Origin of the sequence: Natrialba sp. INN-245, from assembly GCF_009807105.1 — an archaeon.
Classification (GTDB): Archaea; Halobacteriota; Halobacteria; order Halobacteriales; family Natrialbaceae; genus Natrarchaeobius; species Natrarchaeobius swarupiae.
The window spans coordinates 33,744-52,958 of the sequence record NZ_WUBV01000065.1 but is presented as its reverse complement, the minus strand read 5'-3'; the positions used below and the strand labels follow the sequence as shown (position 1 = coordinate 52,958).

The window sequence follows — 19,215 nt, the reverse complement described above, 5'->3', positions numbered from 1 at the left end:
GGAGTCGTTTCGATTGATCGATACTTCCTGGATCAACAATCGCACGCGGCGTGCGCTCGAATTCGCTCGAGCAGGTAGTCGATCTCGCCCGCCTCGAGACAGAGCGGGGAGATCATCACGACCTCCTCGTCGAGTCTGTCTGACCCGACGAAAATGCGTGGCGTTTCCGCTCTGAGGACACGGACGAGGTTCGTCGCCGACGACCGCGCGGCGTCCGAATCCACGCGCACGACGACTTCCGGCGCGACCGAGACGCCGTCGCCCGTGGTCACGGCCGTCTCGAGTCCGGCGACGTCGGAGAGATCGGCCGCGATACGGTCGGCGCGTTCTCGCCACACACGCCGGCGCTCGTCGTGGTCTTCCTCGAGGAACGACTCGAGGGCGACGATGAGGCCGACGAGTTCTTCCTTCCCGACTTTCATCGATCGGCCGATGCCCTGACGGGGGACGCCGTCGAGTTGGTCGACGTCGACGAGCCCCGACGGGGGAGTCCAGACGTCGGCCGCCGCGTGCATGTCGAGATGTTGGAGGGCGATCGATTCGATCAACTCCGCCCGCCCGGCCACGACTCCGGTCGTCTGCGGACCGCGAATCGCCTTGCCGCCGCTGAAGACGACGAGATCCGCTCCCTCGTCGACGAACCGTGAGAGATTCTCGGCCGGAGGGAGTTCGGCCGCCGCGTCGACGATCACTGGGACGTCGTAGTCGGCGGCGACGTCGGTGACGACCTCGAGTGGAGGCTGGGTGTACGGTTTCTGAACGTAACCGATCGCGGCCGTCTCCTCGGAGATCGCAGCCTCGATCTCCCAGGGTTCGACGTTCGACGCGCCGGTTCCGAGGTGCCTGTCGTTCGTTCCGACGTCGACGATCGTCGCGCCGACGGCGCGAAAGGCGTGATCGTAACCGGTCCGGTGGGTCCGGGCCATGACGACCTCGTCGGGAATGCCGGTCGTGTCGGGGAGCTGTGCCATCCGTTCGATGTCCCGCCCGGCGAGGGCTGCGGCGCACGCGAGTGCGAGCCCGGCGGACGCACCGCTGGTCACGTACCCGGCGTCGGCCCCGGTAGCGTCGGCGATCCGTGAACTCGCTTCGGCCTGCAGATCGGAGAGGCGGACGAACGAACGGGACGCTCGTTGCATCGCGGCAACCGCTTCGGGACGAATCCGACTCCCGCCGATTCGGGTTTTGGTGCCGGCCGCATTGATCACGGGGGGAACCCCCAGTTCGTCGTAGATCGTCTCGTCCTCGCCAGCATCGTTCATACACGCGCTCGTCGGATCACAAATATAAGCGTTCGGTTCTCGGCGACCGCTCCGAACGTACCCGAACGACCACTCGGCGTCACTCGAGAGATAATGACTTATCACTCACCCGGGAGATACTGACGTATGCGACCGACCATGGACGATCTGGTTGTTCTGTTCTACAACTACGCCGTGATCCTCTCGGCGGGATACGCGGTCATCCAGCTCGACGTCGACGACCGGGTGCTGTTGCTCGGCGTCGGTCTGGTACTCGCGCTGTTCTGGACCGGCTGCTTCAGGTTCAGCATCCGTCCGAGAGTCGTCCAGCGCGACGAAGACGAATCGGACGGGGTGGAGAACCGGAACGGCTGACGATCCGCCCACGCCAGTTCCGGTACGTCCGCGGCCGAGCCACGTCCGAATATGCGGGATTTTATGTGCGAGGAACGCGTCGTGGGCGTATGGAAGACGGGGTCAAATCGGTGGCAAAAACGACCGAAACGTCGATCGAGGTAGTGAACGCACTCGAGAAGCTCGGCGAGGCGACGCTCGAAGAGCTCGCCGACCAGCTGGATCTCTCGCCGAGTACCACCCACCGGCATCTGGCGACGCTGCGAAAACACAAGTTCGTCACGCAGACCGACAACCGGTATCGGCTCGGACTCCAGTTTCTGACCGTCGGTGGCGTCGCCCAGCGACGGGTTACCGCGTTTCCCACGATCAAGGAGAAAGTCGACGAACTGGCGAGGAAAACGGGAGAGCGAGCCCAGTTCATCGTCGAGGAACACGGCGAGCGAATCTATCTCTACACCGAGGTCGGACAGAGCGCCGTACAGACGGGAGCACACGTCGGAAAACGCGGCGAACTGTATACGAGCGCGGGCGGAAAGGCCATCCTCGCGCACCTCCCCGACGACCGACGGACCGAGATCGTCGACGACCTCGCGTTCGAGACGGAAACGAGCGCCAGTATCGGATCGGTCGAGGAGTTGTCCGACGAACTGGAAACCATTCGGGAACGGGGATACGCGTTCAACGTGGAGGAGACGACTCGAGGGGTCAACGCTGTCGGTGCCGTCGTGACGGACGCCGATCAACGCGTTCTCGGCGCGTTGAGTGTCTCGGGACCGGCAAATCGGCTGAAAGGCGACCGGTTGACCGAGGAGTTCCCGGAGTACGTGCTGGGCGCGATCAACGAACTCGAACTCGAGATCGCACACGCGGTTCGCGGCTAAGACCGAACGTCGAACGCGATCCGAATACTCGAAATCGGACCGCCACAGCACGCGGTCAACGGGCGTAATCTGCCGACGACGTCCCCGTCTTCCCGATCGGTCCGTCCGGCGTGAGAGGAGAGATCCCACATCGTGGGACGAATGGAATTTCGCAGGAAAAGACGACCACACGACGGGATCAGATGAGAGATGGCTCCGAATATACGAGACTCGAAAAGAGTGTATCCGCGAGACCGGACCACGGAGTCGTCCGGTCCACCGAAAACCGCCGTGGAGCCAGAAACACCTCACTCGAGAGGAGTCAATCGAGGCTTCGGTGTCTCGCTTCCGTGTCGGAGATGGTACGCACCCTCGAAGGCGACCTGGTCGCCGACCGACGCCTCGTCGTCTGTAAGCTGTGCGATCACCTGGACCTCGCCGAACCGGGCGAGACCGAGCCGGTTCGGTGACCGGATGTCCGCCGGCGTAACCCTGTTTTCGGTCCAGGCGATGAGTTCGCCGACGGCAAGTTCGTACGTCGAGACGTCCGTCCCGCCACAGTCGGGACACCGACGACGCGTGTAGTACCACCGGTGCCCGCAGTCCGCACAGACGAACGCATGGTCGACCGGGACGGGACCGAGTTCGGCTGTATCGTTCGAGTCAGTCATGATTCCAGGAGAGTACAGACGCTGTTGTTTCCGAATCCCGCGACGTTGATAGCGAATCCGACCTCCGCGTCGGGGACGCGCCGCTGGTCGGGAAGATCACCCCGCAACTGCCACACTAGTTCGATCAGTTGGGAGATCCCCGTCGCTCCGAGCGGATGGCCGCGAGCTTTCAACCCCCCACCGGGGTTGACCGGGAGCTCGCCGTCCAGCCGGGTTTTACCGTCCAGCGTCGCTTCCCACGCGGTTCCGGCATCGTAGAACCCGAGTTCCTCGAGTTCCAGTAACTCGAGGACGGTGAACGCGTCGTGGATGCAGGCGACGTCGACGTCGTCGCGTTCGAGATCCACCCCGTCGAACGTCCGCTCGCCCGCGAGCCGGACGCTCTCGATCGCCAGCGGGTCCGACCGGGCCGCGACAGCGTGTGTCCCCGTCGCGCTGGCGATACTCGCCACCCGAACCCCCTCCTCGCGCGAGAGGACGAGCGCGGCGGCGCCGTCGGTCATCGGACAGCAATCGTAGAGTCGAAGCGGATCGGCGATCACCGGCGACTCGAGAACGTCGTCGACGGAGATCCGTTTCTGGAACTGCGCCACCGGGTTGTCGACCGCGTTCCGGTGGTTCTTCTCGGCGACCGCAGCCAGCGCGTCGCGGGGTGCGTCGTACCGGTCGAGATAGACGTTCGCAGCCAATCCAGCGAACGACGGGAGGGTCAACCCCTGTTCGTACTCCCGCGGATGGACGAGTTGGCGTATCGAATCGGTGACGGCTGCGGTCTCGCCGACGGACATCTTCTCGACGCCGACGACGAGCGCGACGTCCGATTGGCCGCTCGCGACGGCTTCGACGCCCCGGTGGACGGCACTCGCCCCGGTCGCGCTCGTGTTCTCGATCCGGTCGGAACGGACTCCTTCGACGCCGAGTGCCGACGACAGGGCGTTCGCGAGACCAGCCTGGGTGCCGAGTCCCTCCGAGAGCGCGTTGCCGACGTGGACTGACGTGATTTCCGCTCTCGAGTAGTCACCGTCCTCAAGGGCACGTTCGGCCGCAATCCCAGCGAGATCGACGACGGACCGGTCGGAGGCGTTCTCGAACGGCGTCATTCCGACACCCCCGATTCGGACGTTACTCACGCACCGTCACCTCCGACGGTCGGTTCGTCGTGGTGCGTGCGTCTGCGTTCGACTCGCCTCCGTGATCGGGTGGACCGACGAAACGCTCCACCACTGGTATGAGATGTCGTAACATGCATGTGGCTCCTCGAGATCCCTTCCGGGCTCCCCTCTCAGGATAATTCACAGCGGGTTAAACAAGTTGCTAAAGCGAGTACGGCCACGCCACAGTTTACAGGTGGTGAAACCGATGGCGGTCGCCCGGTTTCAGACGGATTGCTGTACCGTGTTACCGCTGAAACCGCAGACTGGTCGCGGGTCCGGCGGTACCGACGGACAGTAAACCGTATCACTCATTGATCGACGTTTGGAATGGGACGACCCATCGGATATATAGTAATCACTAGTTATATACTATTTAATGAGGTAATAGCCATACAGAATACTGTTGCCGATCAAATTAGTTGGTTGGGGTTTTAGACAGTGATTTCGTAGGATTTATTTTGGTTTTTTGTATATTTCGAGAAGATATATGTTACGCCAACACTATTAGTGTTATATACATATAGTGGTATAGACAGAATATATTAAAGTGCATGAATTGGTTTGAAAATTGATCGAGTCGTACCGATCATCACTGCGACCGCGAACTCGATATCAGTGATGACGGACGGACCTCCCACTCATTCGACCCAGTTTCTCGAGCGCAGCGGGCGCAAATATTACAATAGTACTACTGTCAAATGGACAGTATTCCTCCGATCTCTTTGGGAGTCCAATCATCGCATTTTGACCGAGTGTTGGACGGTGGGAGAAGACGAGGCCACAGCGTGACGTTGGATCGAGGGGCGGAGTAACCCCTTGTTCAGAGATCCTCTAGACACGCTCCAACGGCGAAATTAACCAAATGTGCTCGGCCAGGAACCCATTCCACTATACGGAATGTGAGAGTACCATGGCACGGATCAGAGCGAATCGTTCGACGACGTCTTCGAAAACTGGATGTTCAGTTCGAGTTCGTTAGCCCGGCCGAGTAAGTACGTGGGAAGCTCGTTTTCGAGACGATTGCCCTGCATTCGACGCGTTGGACCAGAAATACTCACCGCAGCGAAAATCCCATCTTTCCCCTTCCGAATCGGCACACCGACCGCACACAAGTTCTCGTGGTCTTCCTCTCGATTCAGGCTGTAGTTTTGGGTACGAACGGTCCGAATTTCCTCCCACAACCGTTCTTCGTCAGTGATCGTATTCTCCGTGAGAGCGGGGAGACCGTGTTGTTCGATGATCTCCTCTACGCGTGCGTCCGAGAGACGGGCAAGGATCGCTTTTCCCCCCGCGGTTGCATGTAGTGGGAGCTTTTTACCCAGTAACGGACTGCTCTCGACTGCCTGTTCACCAGCCTGTCCGTACAAATACACCGCCTGTCCGTGTTCTTCAACGAAGAGCTGAACGTGTTCCCCGGTCTCGGCTGCAAGTTGGTCGACCAGTTCCGTCGCAAGGTCGTATCCAGGTTTCCGTTTCGACGCGTACGAGCCGAACTCGAGGAACTTGAGGCTCACAACGAACTCACCGCCTTCTTTTACGACGTAGTTCCGAGAGAGAAGCGTCGAAAGGTGTCTATGGGCGGTACTCTTCGCGATATCCAGTCGTGAAGCGACGGTCGAGAGATCGGCACCATCGGTCTCCTTGAGCAATTCCAAAATATCGAAGGCCGTGTGTGCGGTCTGTACTTCGTTTCGTCGATCGGTTCCATCCACCATGTTATGAAACCACACGAGTTAGAGAGACTTCAACCTTCCGCATATTCGAATGACGTGGTCGATCTGTTGGTTGGACCGACAACCTACCCGTTTGAAAACGATACGCAAGCATTGGTCGTTATTTTCTGAATTATTCACCCTATATTCCCGGCTATTTTAAGCAGTATGTATAAATTCAATACTAATAAATAGGTGGGCCGGAAAATATGGGGCTATGGAGTCTCGGAGACTTACCGACGGCTACACTATCGAGCCGATAATCACCGGTGCGTGGCAACTAGCCGAAGATCATAGCGATAACCGGACCAACACGCCGGTCGAAGACTTATTTACGTTCGTCGACGCCGGGTTCTCGACGTTCGACTGTGCTGACCACTACACCGGGGTCGAAGAACTACTCGGAACGTTCCGCGAACAGTACAGGGATGAGACGGGCAGCTATCCAGGCATCAACGTTCATACGAAGTTCGTCCCGGATAAAAGCAAACTCGACAGCATTACCCCCGAGTACGTAGAGCGGATCATCGACCGCTCTCGGCGTCGGCTCAACGTTGACTCTCTCGATCTCGTTCAGTTCCACTGGTGGGACTACGAGATCGACAACTACGTCAAAACGATGGAGATACTGCACGACTTGAAAAAAGATGGGAAAATCGACCACCTGGGCGTAACGAACTTCGACGTCCGGCATCTCGAGGAACTCATCGATGCAGGTATTCCGGTTATCAGCAATCAGGTTCAGTACTCCCTCCTCGACGACCGACCCGAGAGGGAACTCGTAGATTTCTGTGAAGAACACGATATCAAGTTGTTGTGTTACGGAACGCTCGCGGGCGGCTTTCTCACGGAGCGATACCTCGGCGAACCCGAACCGGAGCACCCGATGGAGAATCGGTCACTGACCAAGTACAAACTCATCATCGAAGAAAACGGCAGCTGGTCCGATTTCCAGATGCTACTCGAGGAACTCTCCACCATTGCGGACAAACACGAGGTATCGATCGCCAATGTTGCGAGTCGATACATCTTACAACGCCCACGCGTCTGTTCTGCAATCGTCGGTGCTCGCAATACCAACCACATCGACGATAACCTTCGAACGACCGAATTCAAACTCGACAGTCAGGATATGAAGCGAATCGAGCGAGCGTTAGACGAGTTCGACGGGGTGCCCGGCGGTGTGTATATCGCCGAGCGTGAGGACCCAAAACACGCGAATATTATGAAGTACAATTCGAATACGTAGACTGAATGAGAGGAACTACCGTGACGAGGTAGAGCGAATATAATGTATAAATCGTGTTCGTGAACGACCGCAACCTGCCTCCGACCAGGGTTGGTTCTCGATGACACGATTACGGTACTTACCAACGTAAGTATCCCCGAAGCGATACGCGTACCCCGGTTCCAGCCAAGAGAGAACAACTCTCATGCCATTAGTTAACTATATGTATGTTCCTCTCTAAGTGTGGTACGGAATGGTGAAAAACAATCACAGTGAGCTCAATAGACGGGGGCTCCTCACCGTCTTTGGTGTAAGCGCGGGTGCACTAGCTGGGTGTCTCGGTGAGAACGACGACAATGGGAACGGTAACGGAAATGGTAATGGTAACGGCGGGATCGATACCGACCAGCTGACGGTTGGGATAAACAGCGAGCCGACGACGCTCGATGCCCACGAATCGACGCGTATTCCGGAGCGATTAACGCTCTCGGCGATTCACGAACCGTTGTTCTATCTCAACCCGGACGCCGAGCCGGTACCGCATCTCGTTTCCGACTACGAAATTAACGAGGACGCGACCGAGTTCGTCTTCCAGCTCCAAGAAGGCGTAACGTTTCACAACGGCGAACCACTCGATGCCGAAGTCGTCGAGTGGAACTTCGATCGGATCATCGATATCGGAATCAACTCGGGTGATTTAGATCCCGTTACGTCTTTCGACGTAACTGGCGAACACGAACTAACGATCGAAACGGAGTCGCCGTTTCCGCTGTTGCTCCAGGAACTCGCGGAGTTCAGTAATTTCCACGGAATGGTCTCGCGGGAAGCCGTCGAAGAAGCAGGGGACGATTTCGGCCGCGAGGTGATCGTCGGAACTGGACCCTACGAATTCGTCGAGTGGGAAGCCGCAGACCGCATCCGTCTCGAGCGATACGACGACTACGATTGGGGGCCCGATTTCGCCACACAACAGCAATCGAGCGTCGAAGAGGTCGAGATCCGAATCATTCCGGAGGCATCGACACTGACGAACGAACTCATGGTGGGCGACGTCGACGCAGCATACGAACTCTCGTTAGCTCAGACCGGGGAGGTCGAGTCCAACGATGGGACCGACGTCGAGCGGAATCAGGGAACGTGGACGTTCCTTCCGATCAACGTCGACCGTTCACCAACCGACGAGGTCGAGGTTCGCCGTGCAATTTCACACGCGATCGATCGCGAACCGTTGTTACAGGTCGGTCTCGACGGCGAAGGTGAGCTCCTGTACGGGTACGTCCCCCCATTCTGGGGCGGCGGACTCTCCGAGTCCGAAAACCAAGAGCTGGCGTACGAATACGATCCCGATCGAGCCCGCGAACTGCTCGAGGAGGCGGGCTGGACCAACGACGAACAAGGAGCGGTGCGGTCGAGAGACGGCGAAGAACTCGAGTTGGATCTGCTGTCGTTCCCACTGGGTTTGCTCGAGAATATGGCCGAGGCGATCCAGAGTATGCTTACAGACGTCGGGATCGCGACCGATTATCGCGCACCCGAAGCCTCGACGTTCTACACCGACCTCGAAAACGACGAACACCACATTGCGACCAGTGGCGGGAGCTTCACGCCGTTTGCGTCGTCGGTTCTCTCCCGATACTACCACGGGAGTGAGCGGGTCTCCGAGGGAGGGCGTAACTACTCGAATTACGACAACCCCGAAGTGAACGACCTGATCGGCGAGATTCAGACGGACCCGGACCCGGACGCCCGTGACGACGCCGCAATGGAGGCCCAGCGGATACTCCACGACGATGCCGTCGCTGTGAACCTCAACCTCCTCAACAGAAACTACGGATACGACACCCAGTTACAAGGGATCGATACCTGGACCGAGAACCCGCTCTGGTGGGGACAGTACCATCTCCACTGGCGCGAAGTCGAATTCTAGAACCGGATTTCCGTTTTGAATGTCGTTTTCGAGCGTCGAACGCTGGACGGTCGAGTGAACTGTTAGTCGTGGTGGTGGCAGGCACACTCGTGGGAAGGTCCAACGGACTCGAGGGACGGACACTCCGTTTCGCAGATGTCGCCGATATACTCCTGACATCGCGTATGGAACTTACAGCCGGCCGGTGGGTTCTCCGGGCTCGGAACGGATCCCTCGAGCAGTATTCTGTCCTCCATGGATTCGGGTGTCGCCCGGGGAACCGACGAGAGGAGCGCCCTGGTGTAGGGGTGTTTTGGGTCCTCGAAGAGTGTTTCCGTGGGAGCGATTTCCGCGATCTCCCCGAGATACATGACCGCGATCCGATCTGCAATGTGGCGAACGACGCTGAGGTCGTGACTGATGAACAGATAGGTGAGATCGTATTCCGACTGGAGATCGTCCAGGAGGTTCAGAATGTTCGCCTGAACGCTTACGTCGAGGGCGCTCGTTGGTTCGTCGGCGACCACGAGTTTTGGTTCGATACTGAGTGCTCGAGCGATACCAACGCGCTGTTGTTGGCCGCCGCTGAGCTTATGAGGGGGCCGTGAGAGGTGGTCTTCAGTAAGGCCGACTTCCGTGATCAGCTCGGCGATCCGGTCTTTCCGTTCGTGTTTCGACCAGTCAGTCAGTGACTGCATCGGCTCTTCGATGCATTCTTCGACCGTCATTCTCGGGTTGAGACTCGAGCCAGGGTCCTGGAATATTATTTGCATGTCTGCGCGCAGTTCCTGCATGCGCGAAGACGACGCAGCCGTAATATCCTCACCGCGGTAGTGGATCGAACCGCCGGTCGGTTCGTGCAACCGGAGCAACGTTCTGGCGAGCGTCGACTTGCCACAGCCCGACTCACCGACGAGACCGAGCGTCTCTCCGTCGGCGATCTCGAGCGAAACGCCGTCGACCGCTTTGACGGAGCCGACTTGTCGGTTGAGTATCCCGCCGTTGACCGGGAAGTACTTACACACGTCGTTCGCTGCTAGTATCGAATCCGTCGCGTCCGTTCGATCTCGTTCAGTACGCTGAGTCATGAGTGTGTTCCTCGGTGGTCCATGGTGGTTTCTCGCTGCTCGCGTCAGTGTAGAGGTGACAGGCAACGGTGTGCTCTGCCTCGACGTCGTACGCTTCGCCTGGCGGTTGCGCCTGTGGAACGACCTCGTCACAGGCCGAGCCAATGTACTGTGGACAGCGAGACGCAAACGGGCAACCTGACGGTGGTTCGTTGAACGTTGGGACCGATCCCTCGATTGCCGGGAGACGCTCGTGGACAGTATCGAGTTTCGGGATACTCTCGATCAGTTTTCGCGTGTACGGATGCAACGGTCGTTCGAAGAGTTCGTTCATCGTGCATCGCTCTGCGACAGTTCCGGCGTACATCACCGTGATGCGATCTGCCACCTCACTTACCGTCGCGAGGTTGTGACTGATATACATGATCGACATGTCGAACTCGTCGCTGATGTCTTCCAGGAGGTCGAGGATTTTTGCCTGTGTCGTAACGTCGAGGGCCGTCGTCGGTTCGTCGGCGATCAGCAGGTCTGGTTTCGTTATCAACCCCATCGCGATCATGACACGCTGGCGCATTCCCCCGCTGAGCGAATGTGGATACTCGTCGACGAGTCGCTCTGCATCCGCTAACCCGCACGCCCGTAGCATCTCGATCGCCTCGTCGATGGCCTCGTCTTTGGTGACGTCCCGGTGAGCCAACAGCGGTTCCGTCACCTGTTGGCCGATCGTAAGCACCGGGTTGAGGGCCTTCATCGGATCCTGATAGATCATACTGATCTCGTTCCCTCTGATCTCGTCCATCTCCGAATCGGACCGCTCGAGGAGATTCTCCCCTTTGTACCTGATCTCGCCACCGATGATCTCTGCTGGTGGTGACTGCAGCAACTGTAACACCGAGAGGGCGGTCACACTTTTCCCGCAGCCACTTTCACCGATAATCCCCATCACTTCGTTATGTTCGATTGTTATGTCGACACCGTTTAACGCGTATACTGGTCCGTCTTCGGTCCGGAATCGAACGTTGAGGTCGTCTATTGCGAGGAGTGGTTCTGTCATGGTTAGAACGGTCTGGATTGTTTGGGATCGAGCGCATCGCGCAGGCTATCACCGAGAGCGTTGAACCCAATGACAACGATCATAATCGCAAACCCGGGGAAGGTCGAAATCCACCATTCGGTCGCGAGCTGACCACGTCCGGCTTCGATGATCGCCCCCCACTCGGGGGCAGGTGCCTGAATACCGAGACCGAGAAACGACAGCGCAGCCGTCTGAAGGATCACTGACGGCAACGTTAGCGTCGCGTAGACGATGATGCTTGCGCTGGCGTTTGGCAGAATGTGACGAAGCATGATTCTGACGTCGCTCACCGCGGCCGCGTTTGCAGCTTCGATGTACTCTTCTTCCATGACACTCTTTACGTCACCACGAACGAGGCGAGCGAAGCCACGCCACCCGACGCCTGCAAGGGCAACGATCAGCGGGACGAGTCCACCGCCGAGCATCCCGGCGATAGCGAGCGCCAGTACGATTCCGGGAATCGCCAGCGTAATATCGACGAGACGCATGATCGCTGCCTCGATGTGGCCCCCGTAGTAGCCCGCGATCAGTCCGAGCGGAACGCCGATCAGCACCTGGACCGCAACAATGCCGACGCCGAGACCGAGGGCGTACCGGGATCCGTATATTACCCTCGAGAAGATATCCCGACCGAATCGGTCCGTTCCGAACGGATGGGACAGGCTGGGGGCCTGGTTTACGCTGCCGTAGTTCTGTTCGATCGGATCGTACGGGGCAATCTCCGGTGCAAAGATGGCAACCATTACGAGTCCGATCGTTATCGACGCGCCGATCAACCCGGTTTTCGTCCGGAAAATGCGGCGCAACACCTTGTTCTCTCTGAGAGCCGTTGCTGAAGTACGGAGTCGACCGAGTATCGATTGGTTCGTTTTAGAGCTCATTGTGGTAAGTTAGTCGTACGTCACTCGTGGGTCGAACTGCGTGTACGCGATATCGACGATCAGGTTCGCAAACAACACGATAACGGCGTACACCAGAACGATCCCCTGAACCACCGGATAATCACGGCGGCTGACCGAATCGACCAGCAGCCGACCGATTCCCGGCCAGGAGAACACGTATTCGATGATCACCGACCCCGAGAGAACCATCGGTATCTGTAATCCGACGAGCGTCGCGATCGGTATCATCGCGTTTTTCATCGCATGCGTGTAGATGACCGCACGACCACCGATTCCTTTCCCCTTAGCTGTGCGAATGTATTCTTCGTTGATGATCTCGAGCATAGAAGAACGCGTCAACCGCGTCAACAAGCCCGCCCGACGAGCCCCGATCGCAAACGCCGGTAACGCGAGATAACTCAGCCACTCTACCGTGAAAATTGTCCCACTGCGGCCGGATATCGGCGTGATTCCCAGTTCGACGGAAAACAGTAAGATGAGGATCAGCCCGAGCCAGAACGAGGGCATCGAGAGCCAGAAAATCGCAAAGACCATCGATCCGGTATCCATCCACGTGTACTGACGGACGGCGCTGATCACGCCCAACGGCAGTGCGATAACGAACGTGATGGCGATTGCAACGATCGACAGTTCCAGCGTGGCGGGCAACCGTTCCATGATCATCTGGTTTACCGGCTCACCAGTCACGATCGACGTCCCGAGATCACCCTGAAGAACACCGGCGACCCACTCGATGTACCGAATGTACACCGGTTGGTCCAACCCGATTTCCTGGCGAAGGTTCGCGACCGCCTGTGCATCCGCCTGTGCACCGAGTGCCGCTCGAGCGGGATCTCCCGGTGAGAGATTGATGAGTAGTGTAATAAGAACAGTGACTCCAAGGAGGACTGGTATCATTACCAGTAACCGTCGGATGACGTACTTTAGCATGAGTCGACATCACATAGGAGATATTCTACAGTAATAGTATTACCGATTGGGCAGTCCTGGTGAGTGAGTTTCAGTCAGGGAGAAACGGTAGACAGGGGACCGAACAGTAGAGACCCGTGAATGTATCTCTGACATCTCGGATTGAGGGGGAGACACCGACAGCCAGTCTCGATTATCAGGTCTTCGAGGTGGAAAGGTTTAATTCCCCATAGTCGATATGGCAAACGATAGCTGATGACAGAGGACGATACGTTCACTCTATACGACCTGCGAGTCGAGTGCGTAGAAATAACTGGCGACGCCGTTTCAAGCTACGAAGTCGGGGACTACTTCGAGGTACACGGCGAAGAGATCGTTCTGCCCGAGGGCCAGACGTTTTCGCTCTATGCGCTTTCGTCCCTGCTCCCGCTCCTTCCTGCCAAGCAGCGCGAAACCGGGGAGAAAGACTGGATGACGACGGATACCAGAGTGGCAGGACCGGACCCGAACGTCGGCGGCGTGTTCGAGATAACCCGAATCGGAACGCGCGAGTTCAACCACGACGACGTCTCGGGAGAAGACCTCGAGATCACGGATTGAGACGGACAGTGGGAACGCAGCGGCGAAACAACCCGATCCATCCATGACATCCTCCGCGCCGTAAACGGCGCGGTTTCCTTCGTGGGAGTCTCGGCTATGCCGATTCCCCGGAGACAACATTCCCGTCACGGTGGACGGTACTCGGGTCTGTGCGCTGTTCGTTGGGACTTTCGTGAGAGCGTGGTGACTCCGACCAGTTGTGGTCGTCCCACTCGAACCGCACGGGCCGTGCCATCGGCCTGACTGCCTTCTCTGTGTGCCGTCTTAGAAACGTTTCTGAAGCCGTAAGGTCGGCGTGCCCCTCGAACCCACACGGGCAGGTGAGCGTGTCCTGATGCCGTGTCGTTCGGTCTGTCGAACCGCATTGCGGGCACTCTTGGCTGGTCCACGCTTCCGACCGGACCTCTACGGAGATACCGTATTCCTCGGCGGTACAGGCTAGACGCTCGGTAAACTTCTTGAACGACCAGAAGTTGTGCGTCTTGGCGTTCGTTTCGACCGACCAGTGTGTATCCAACACGTCGGTCAGGCCACCGATATACACCGTGTCCACACCCTCGGCGTACAGTCGTTCGAGCAGGTCACGACACAGTGCTTCTTGAGCGTGGTCGCGGCGGCGGGTCCGTTTCCGGTACAGCCGCCGGATACGCTCGCTACTGTATCGGCCTTCTTCGAGTCGTTCGGAAGACGAAGTCTTCCGTGATTCCGAGAGACTTCGTCTCTCGGGCAATTTCGACTGTAACCGGGCGATTTCTCGTGTCGTGTCACGGAACCGCTGGAACAACTCGCGGCCTTCGTACAGATATTGGTCGCCGGTCGTCGTGGTACAGGCGACGAGATTGTTTGCACCAATGTCCAGAGCGGCCTTGTGGTCGGCCAGTGGAGTGCCCCGTGAATCGTCAGAAACAGTCACGGGTTGCGAAGCTCGGAAGGTGCTATCAGTCTCGTCGTACCACAGGTCTAACCGGCTCTGGTCCTCGTAGTCGGGCCAGTTCGGGTCGCCGACGACTTCCAACCGGAGACGGCTTTTTGGGCTGTTGTGCCTGTCTCGGAGTTGTTCTCCGACAACGGTCTCAAGTCGGGAGCGAGCGCCCCATTCGACAGTGTACGCATCTTTGCGAATGACGCCTTTGAGAACACGTCCGTCGTCTTCGTTCCCACGGAATCCCGGCGGCTCCGGGTGTTCCGTGACCGACGTGTTTGACTCGTCGTGATACTGGTCTTTGAGCGTGAAAAACGACTTCCACGCTTCGGTGTTTTTTCCAATTACTTGTTGGGCAGTGGACGCACCGAGAACGCCTTTGTACTTCCCTTCGAGTCGGCCTGTATCAGCCTCGAACACGTCGCCCTCGAAGCCGTTTTCGTCGTTGTACCGCATGAGACGCTGAAAGTTGACTTCGTTCCAGAGAGCGGCGGAAGCGTCCAACAGGTCCCGTAGCACCTGCTCATCGTCGTCGGAGAGCGGTCGCACGGCGAACGTGTTGGTACGCTTCATCAGCCACTCCTGTATACGTCCGCTTCTGGTTTGAATGTCAGCCATCCGCAGTGGAAGTGAAACTCGTCCGTCTTGTTGGTGACTCAGGGCCAGCGAGCTTTCGGCAGAATCTCACTAAAGGTTACGCGCTTCACGCCCGCCCTGTTCGGTCCTCGGTTCCGACCGGATGTCGGAACACTCGTCCCTCACGGGAAGGGCGGGACTCTCGCGCTGTTACAGGTAGATCCCGGGTCTGTCGTTGCAACGATCCTTACGAAACGCCCGTTCTTCGAAAACTCGGAGGAAAGATCAGGAGGTCAACTGGTCACGCGTCCACGGGGCCACGCGAGTCGACCCGATCCCCGCCCTTGTAGACGGCGGCGACGTCGTCCCGAACCGCTTCGATATCCTCGAGGGGGTTCCGGTCCAGTACGACCATGTCGGCGTACTTCCCTGGCTCGAGTGAGCCAATCGAATCGTCTTCGAGCGCCTGGGCGGCGACGCTCGTTCCCGCTTTGAGCGCGTCCATTTCGCTCATCTCGACCTGTGAGACCAGCAGTTCGAATTCGATCCCGTTCTCGCCGTGGGGGTGAAGGTACGAACCGTTGCAGTCGGTCCCAAGTGCGATGGGAACGTCCGCCTCGTACGCTCGAACGATCGACTCGGCGTGGATGTCGACGTACTCTTTCCCCTTTCGAACGTGGTAGTCGGGGAGATCGTGCTCCGGTCCGTCGTGTGCGAGACGGTAGATTGCACTGAGAGTCGGGACGAGCGTCGCGCCGTGTTCGGTGGCAAGCTCGACTCCCTCGTCGTCGAACCCGATCGCGTGTTCGATGGTGTCGACTCCGTTCCGGATCGCGGCGTTGATACCTGCTGCACCCTGTGCGTGTGTCGCAACCGGAACGTCGAGTCGGTGCGCCTCTTCGGTGAACGTCCGAATCTCTTCGTCCGTGTAGTGAACGTGATCCGGCGTATCTTTCTCCGACGCCATCCCCCCGGTCGTCATGATCTTGACGACGTCGACTCCGCGTCGAAGCTCTTGCCTGACTTTCTTTCGACACTCGGGGACGCCATCCGCCAGGACGCCCAGCGTTCGATCCTCGTCGACCCACTCGTGGGGCAGCGAGTGCATGTCGACGTGGCCAGCGGTCTGTGAGAATGCACGCCCAGCCGCGTGTATCCGTGGGCCAGGAATTTCGCCAGCGTCGATTGCATCTCTGAGTCCGAGGGCGGCCACACTGCCGACGTCCCGAACCGTAGTGAATCCCGCCTCGAGGAGCCGCTTTGCATCGGTCGTGGCGACCGCTGTTTTGTACGGAACGTCCTGAGAAATGCGTTCGTACGGGGAGAACGATCGCGTTCCGTTCAGGTGAACGTGCGCATCGATGAACCCCGGAGTGATCGTTTGCTCCGAATGATCGACGATCTCAGCGCCATCGGGGACAGCAACCGACTCCTTCGGTCCTGCGGCTTGAATCCGACCGTCGTCGACGACGAGACGTGCATCGTCGACCGGCGTGTCACTGATGCCATCTACTAGTGTATGGCACTCGATAACCTTTGTACACATCGTGTCGTTCCGAGAATCGGCGCGGGCCGACTAATACGTTGTGCAAAATGTAGATTTGGCTGACGTGTCCGGCCGTTCCCGCCAAACGCATCATACGGACCGTCATGAGTCTGTCCCGGTCGATCACCCGCCGGTCTGCGATCGACCGGCAATCAGCCATCGAAGACCGTATCAGTACCGTAGTCTCGAGCGCCTTGATACGGTCTACTGTCAGTCAGTTCCAGTGCGACCGCAAGCAGTCCTGCGATCGTGCCGGTACATCGGTACAACATTCGGTACGAGAGGACGGCGACGCGCGTCAGGATGTTCGTCGTCCGAAACCACACGACAGGACGTCGCTCCGGGAGCCAAACGACTCTTCGTTGATCAGCGTGAGTCGTTCTCAGACGATAATCAGACAGCAAATTTGTTTATTTTCTACAACGTATCAATTCCGTCGACGGCGAATCCGTCGCGGGTCGCGGTTGCTGATAGGGATTATCGTAGCCAACCACCGGTTTCGAATCCTCTCTTTCGGCACTGTCTCTCGGTTCTTCACTGGGAAACGATGAACTCCTACGATAATCCCTATGAGACTGCGATCACGATCACCAGCGATTAGTCTTGTACACATTCTACAAGTAACTTCGATCCGGGATCGTGTTTGACGTCGCAGTGATCGGACGACAAGGAACCGATCTAGCCGCGACAGTCCTGTATCGGTTAGCCGAGATAGATGGGTTCTCAGAGCCAGCGTTTTTTCTCGATTGCTACGGCCACCAGACTACCGTTACTCGGCTTTCGTCGAGCTATTAACTTGATTACGTCGAGCGAAACCCGATCGTAAATAGGTTTGATACGCTATAGATGTGAGTTGGCTGTCCCCACAACTCGTGGCTGAGAAATCGGACGGTCGGCAGGCGAGTGTTGTTTGTTTTATACAACTATATAACGCGCAGTGACCACATCAATCACTCAACAGGCAAACGCAATCGAAGATGGAAACGAGACAATTATATTATTAGTATCGTCACAGGATAAGACCGGCTTCGAAGCACAGTTCACGTGATGCGGGCTACGGTGCCGATCGACCGGCGAAACCGCAGCCAGTACGGCGGGTACACCGGAACTAACTGACGGGAAACCGTATGAGAATTGGTTCTCGATCTGAGTCAACGAAACCCGAGAGTAGCGATAATCGTTCGAACATCGAACTGTTTCATGCGGACGGTTATGAGTCAGTACCGGTCGACCGCAGACCGACGAGCGATCGACCGGCAATCAGTCATCACAGATCGTACCAAAGACTGAGCGTCAATGTCAGTTATTGCCCAATGGGATACAGAAGGGAGCAAAAATATATTTCATGAATCTTGCCGTAATATAGTTTCGTATCATGAGTACACTTCGGCAACCTTCCGATCGAGTTCAGTTCATCGACACGGACGGAATGCCATTAGAGGACGTCGACCATCCATCGATGACGGATGACACGATGCTCGAGTTGTATCGTGACATGTATCTCGCTCGTCGGTTCGACCGACGAACGGTCAAGCTCAACCGGACCGGCGAGATTGGTTCCTTTCCGCCGCTGTACGGCCACGAGGCCGCGCAAGTTGCAAGCGCTCACGCCCTCGAGCCGGAAGACTGGGTGATTCCAAGCTATCGGGATCACGCTGCCTTACACGTACACGGGCTCGACTTGGGGAACATCTTGCTCTACTACAAGGGAATCGAGCAAGGAAACGCCATTCCCGACGACGTCAACGTGTTCCCGATCAACGGCTCGGTCGGCTCACAACCACCACACGCTGTCGGCCTCGCGTGGGCTGATTCACTGGTAAACGACAGCGAAAGTGTGTACGCGTGTTACTTCGGAGACGGCGCGACCAGTCAGGGAGACGTTCACGAAGCGATGAACTTCGCCGGCGTGTTCGACACGCCGAACGTCTTCTTCTGTCAGAACAACCAGTGGGCGATTTCGGTCCCGTTCGAAAAGCAGACGGCGGCCGATTCCCTCGCGAGCCGTGCTCAGGGGTACGGGTTCGAGGGCATCCAGGTCGACGGGATGGATCCACTGGCCGTCTACGACGTGATGCGGACCGCCGTCGAAAAGGCCAAATCGCCAGCCGACGACGAACTCAGACCGACGTTCATCGAGGCGATGCTGTACCGACTGGGAGCCCACAGCACCGCCGACGACCCCACCAAGTACCGCGGGGACGAACCACCCGAAGAGTGGCAGGAGAAGGATCCGATCCCCCGGTTCCGAACGTATCTCATCGAGACCGGACGTCTCGACGAAGAGGAAGACGATGCGATCCGCTCGAGCGTCGAAGACGAACTCGCGGACGTAATCGAGACGGTCAAATCGACCGAACCGCCGGATCCCGAACAGATGTTCGACCACGTCTACGAAGAGGCGACCCCGCTGCTCGAAGACCAGCGCGAACAGCTCGAGTACCTCCGCGAAACGTACGGCGACGACGAACTTACCGACCACGAGTAAC

General features: G+C 57.9%; 16 protein-coding genes. 6 read left to right on the top strand and 10 right to left on the bottom strand.

Annotated elements, in window-relative coordinates; genetic code table 11:
• Positions 1–32: 32 nt before the first annotated feature.
• Complete coding sequence (locus GRS80_RS20110) at positions 33–1,262, bottom strand: DegT/DnrJ/EryC1/StrS family aminotransferase (RefSeq protein ID WP_160049141.1); 1,230 nt, start codon at positions 1,260–1,262, stop codon at positions 33–35.
• A gap of 126 nt (positions 1,263–1,388) precedes the next feature.
• Between GRS80_RS20110 and GRS80_RS20105 the strand changes: the two genes are divergently transcribed.
• Positions 1,389–1,616, top strand: coding sequence for a hypothetical protein (locus GRS80_RS20105; protein WP_160049140.1), 228 nt, complete (start codon positions 1,389–1,391; stop codon positions 1,614–1,616).
• An 89-nt stretch (positions 1,617–1,705) separates the two neighbouring features.
• Complete coding sequence (locus GRS80_RS20100) at positions 1,706–2,479, top strand: IclR family transcriptional regulator (RefSeq protein ID WP_160049139.1); 774 nt, start codon at positions 1,706–1,708, stop codon at positions 2,477–2,479.
• Between the two features lie 287 nt (positions 2,480–2,766).
• Here GRS80_RS20100 and GRS80_RS20095 read toward each other — a convergent pair whose 3' ends face one another.
• From GRS80_RS20095 to GRS80_RS20085, 3 genes are all read right to left on the bottom strand, one after another.
• A complete protein-coding gene (locus GRS80_RS20095; RefSeq protein WP_160049138.1) occupies positions 2,767–3,129 on the bottom strand; it encodes a hypothetical protein in 363 nt (120 codons plus the stop codon).
• A complete protein-coding gene (locus GRS80_RS20090; protein ID WP_343161679.1) occupies positions 3,126–4,259 on the bottom strand; it encodes a beta-ketoacyl synthase N-terminal-like domain-containing protein in 1,134 nt (377 codons plus the stop codon). Before GRS80_RS20090 ends, GRS80_RS20095 begins: the two co-directional genes overlap by 4 nt.
• Before the next feature lie 944 nt (positions 4,260–5,203).
• A complete protein-coding gene (locus GRS80_RS20085; RefSeq protein ID WP_149081812.1) occupies positions 5,204–5,998 on the bottom strand; it encodes an IclR family transcriptional regulator in 795 nt (264 codons plus the stop codon).
• A gap of 214 nt (positions 5,999–6,212) precedes the next feature.
• On the opposite strand from GRS80_RS20085, the gene GRS80_RS20080 reads away from it, so the two are divergent.
• A complete protein-coding gene (locus GRS80_RS20080; RefSeq protein WP_160049137.1) occupies positions 6,213–7,244 on the top strand; it encodes an aldo/keto reductase in 1,032 nt (343 codons plus the stop codon).
• A 232-nt stretch (positions 7,245–7,476) separates the two neighbouring features.
• Entirely contained in the window at positions 7,477–9,150 is a 1,674-nt protein-coding gene (locus GRS80_RS20075) for an ABC transporter substrate-binding protein (RefSeq protein WP_160049136.1), read from the top strand.
• A gap of 62 nt (positions 9,151–9,212) precedes the next feature.
• Here the strand turns inward: GRS80_RS20075 and GRS80_RS20070 are convergent, their stop codons facing one another.
• From GRS80_RS20070 to GRS80_RS20055, 4 genes are read right to left on the bottom strand one after another with little or no spacing between them, the layout of a single operon-like run.
• Complete coding sequence (locus GRS80_RS20070) at positions 9,213–10,217, bottom strand: oligopeptide/dipeptide ABC transporter ATP-binding protein (RefSeq protein WP_160049135.1); 1,005 nt, start codon at positions 10,215–10,217, stop codon at positions 9,213–9,215.
• Complete coding sequence (locus GRS80_RS20065) at positions 10,201–11,250, bottom strand: ABC transporter ATP-binding protein (RefSeq protein WP_160049134.1); 1,050 nt, start codon at positions 11,248–11,250, stop codon at positions 10,201–10,203. Before GRS80_RS20065 ends, GRS80_RS20070 begins: the two co-directional genes overlap by 17 nt.
• A 2-nt stretch (positions 11,251–11,252) precedes the next feature.
• Positions 11,253–12,152, bottom strand: a complete 900-nt coding sequence (locus tag GRS80_RS20060) for an ABC transporter permease (RefSeq protein ID WP_160049133.1) — start codon at positions 12,150–12,152, stop codon at positions 11,253–11,255.
• A 9-nt stretch (positions 12,153–12,161) separates the two neighbouring features.
• On the bottom strand, positions 12,162–13,103 hold the full coding sequence (locus GRS80_RS20055) for an ABC transporter permease (protein ID WP_149081806.1): 942 nt from the start codon (positions 13,101–13,103) through the stop codon (positions 12,162–12,164).
• A gap of 234 nt (positions 13,104–13,337) precedes the next feature.
• On the opposite strand from GRS80_RS20055, the gene GRS80_RS20050 reads away from it, so the two are divergent.
• Positions 13,338–13,682 (top strand): TIGR04076 family protein, encoded by a 345-nt coding sequence (locus tag GRS80_RS20050; RefSeq protein ID WP_160049132.1) that lies wholly within the window; start codon positions 13,338–13,340, stop codon positions 13,680–13,682.
• A gap of 94 nt (positions 13,683–13,776) precedes the next feature.
• Here the strand turns inward: GRS80_RS20050 and GRS80_RS20045 are convergent, their stop codons facing one another.
• A complete protein-coding gene (locus GRS80_RS20045) occupies positions 13,777–15,177 on the bottom strand; it encodes an RNA-guided endonuclease TnpB family protein (RefSeq protein WP_160049131.1) in 1,401 nt (466 codons plus the stop codon).
• A 304-nt stretch (positions 15,178–15,481) separates the two neighbouring features.
• Positions 15,482–16,726: an amidohydrolase family protein gene (locus GRS80_RS20040; RefSeq protein WP_149081804.1), complete on the bottom strand. Its 1,245-nt coding sequence runs from the start codon at positions 16,724–16,726 to the stop codon at positions 15,482–15,484.
• Positions 16,727–18,101: 1,375 nt separating this feature from the next.
• Between GRS80_RS20040 and pdhA the strand changes: the two genes are divergently transcribed.
• Positions 18,102–19,214, top strand: coding sequence for a pyruvate dehydrogenase (acetyl-transferring) E1 component subunit alpha (gene pdhA / locus GRS80_RS20035; protein WP_149081803.1), 1,113 nt, complete (start codon positions 18,102–18,104; stop codon positions 19,212–19,214).
• The last annotated feature ends 1 nt before the right edge of the window (position 19,215 follow it).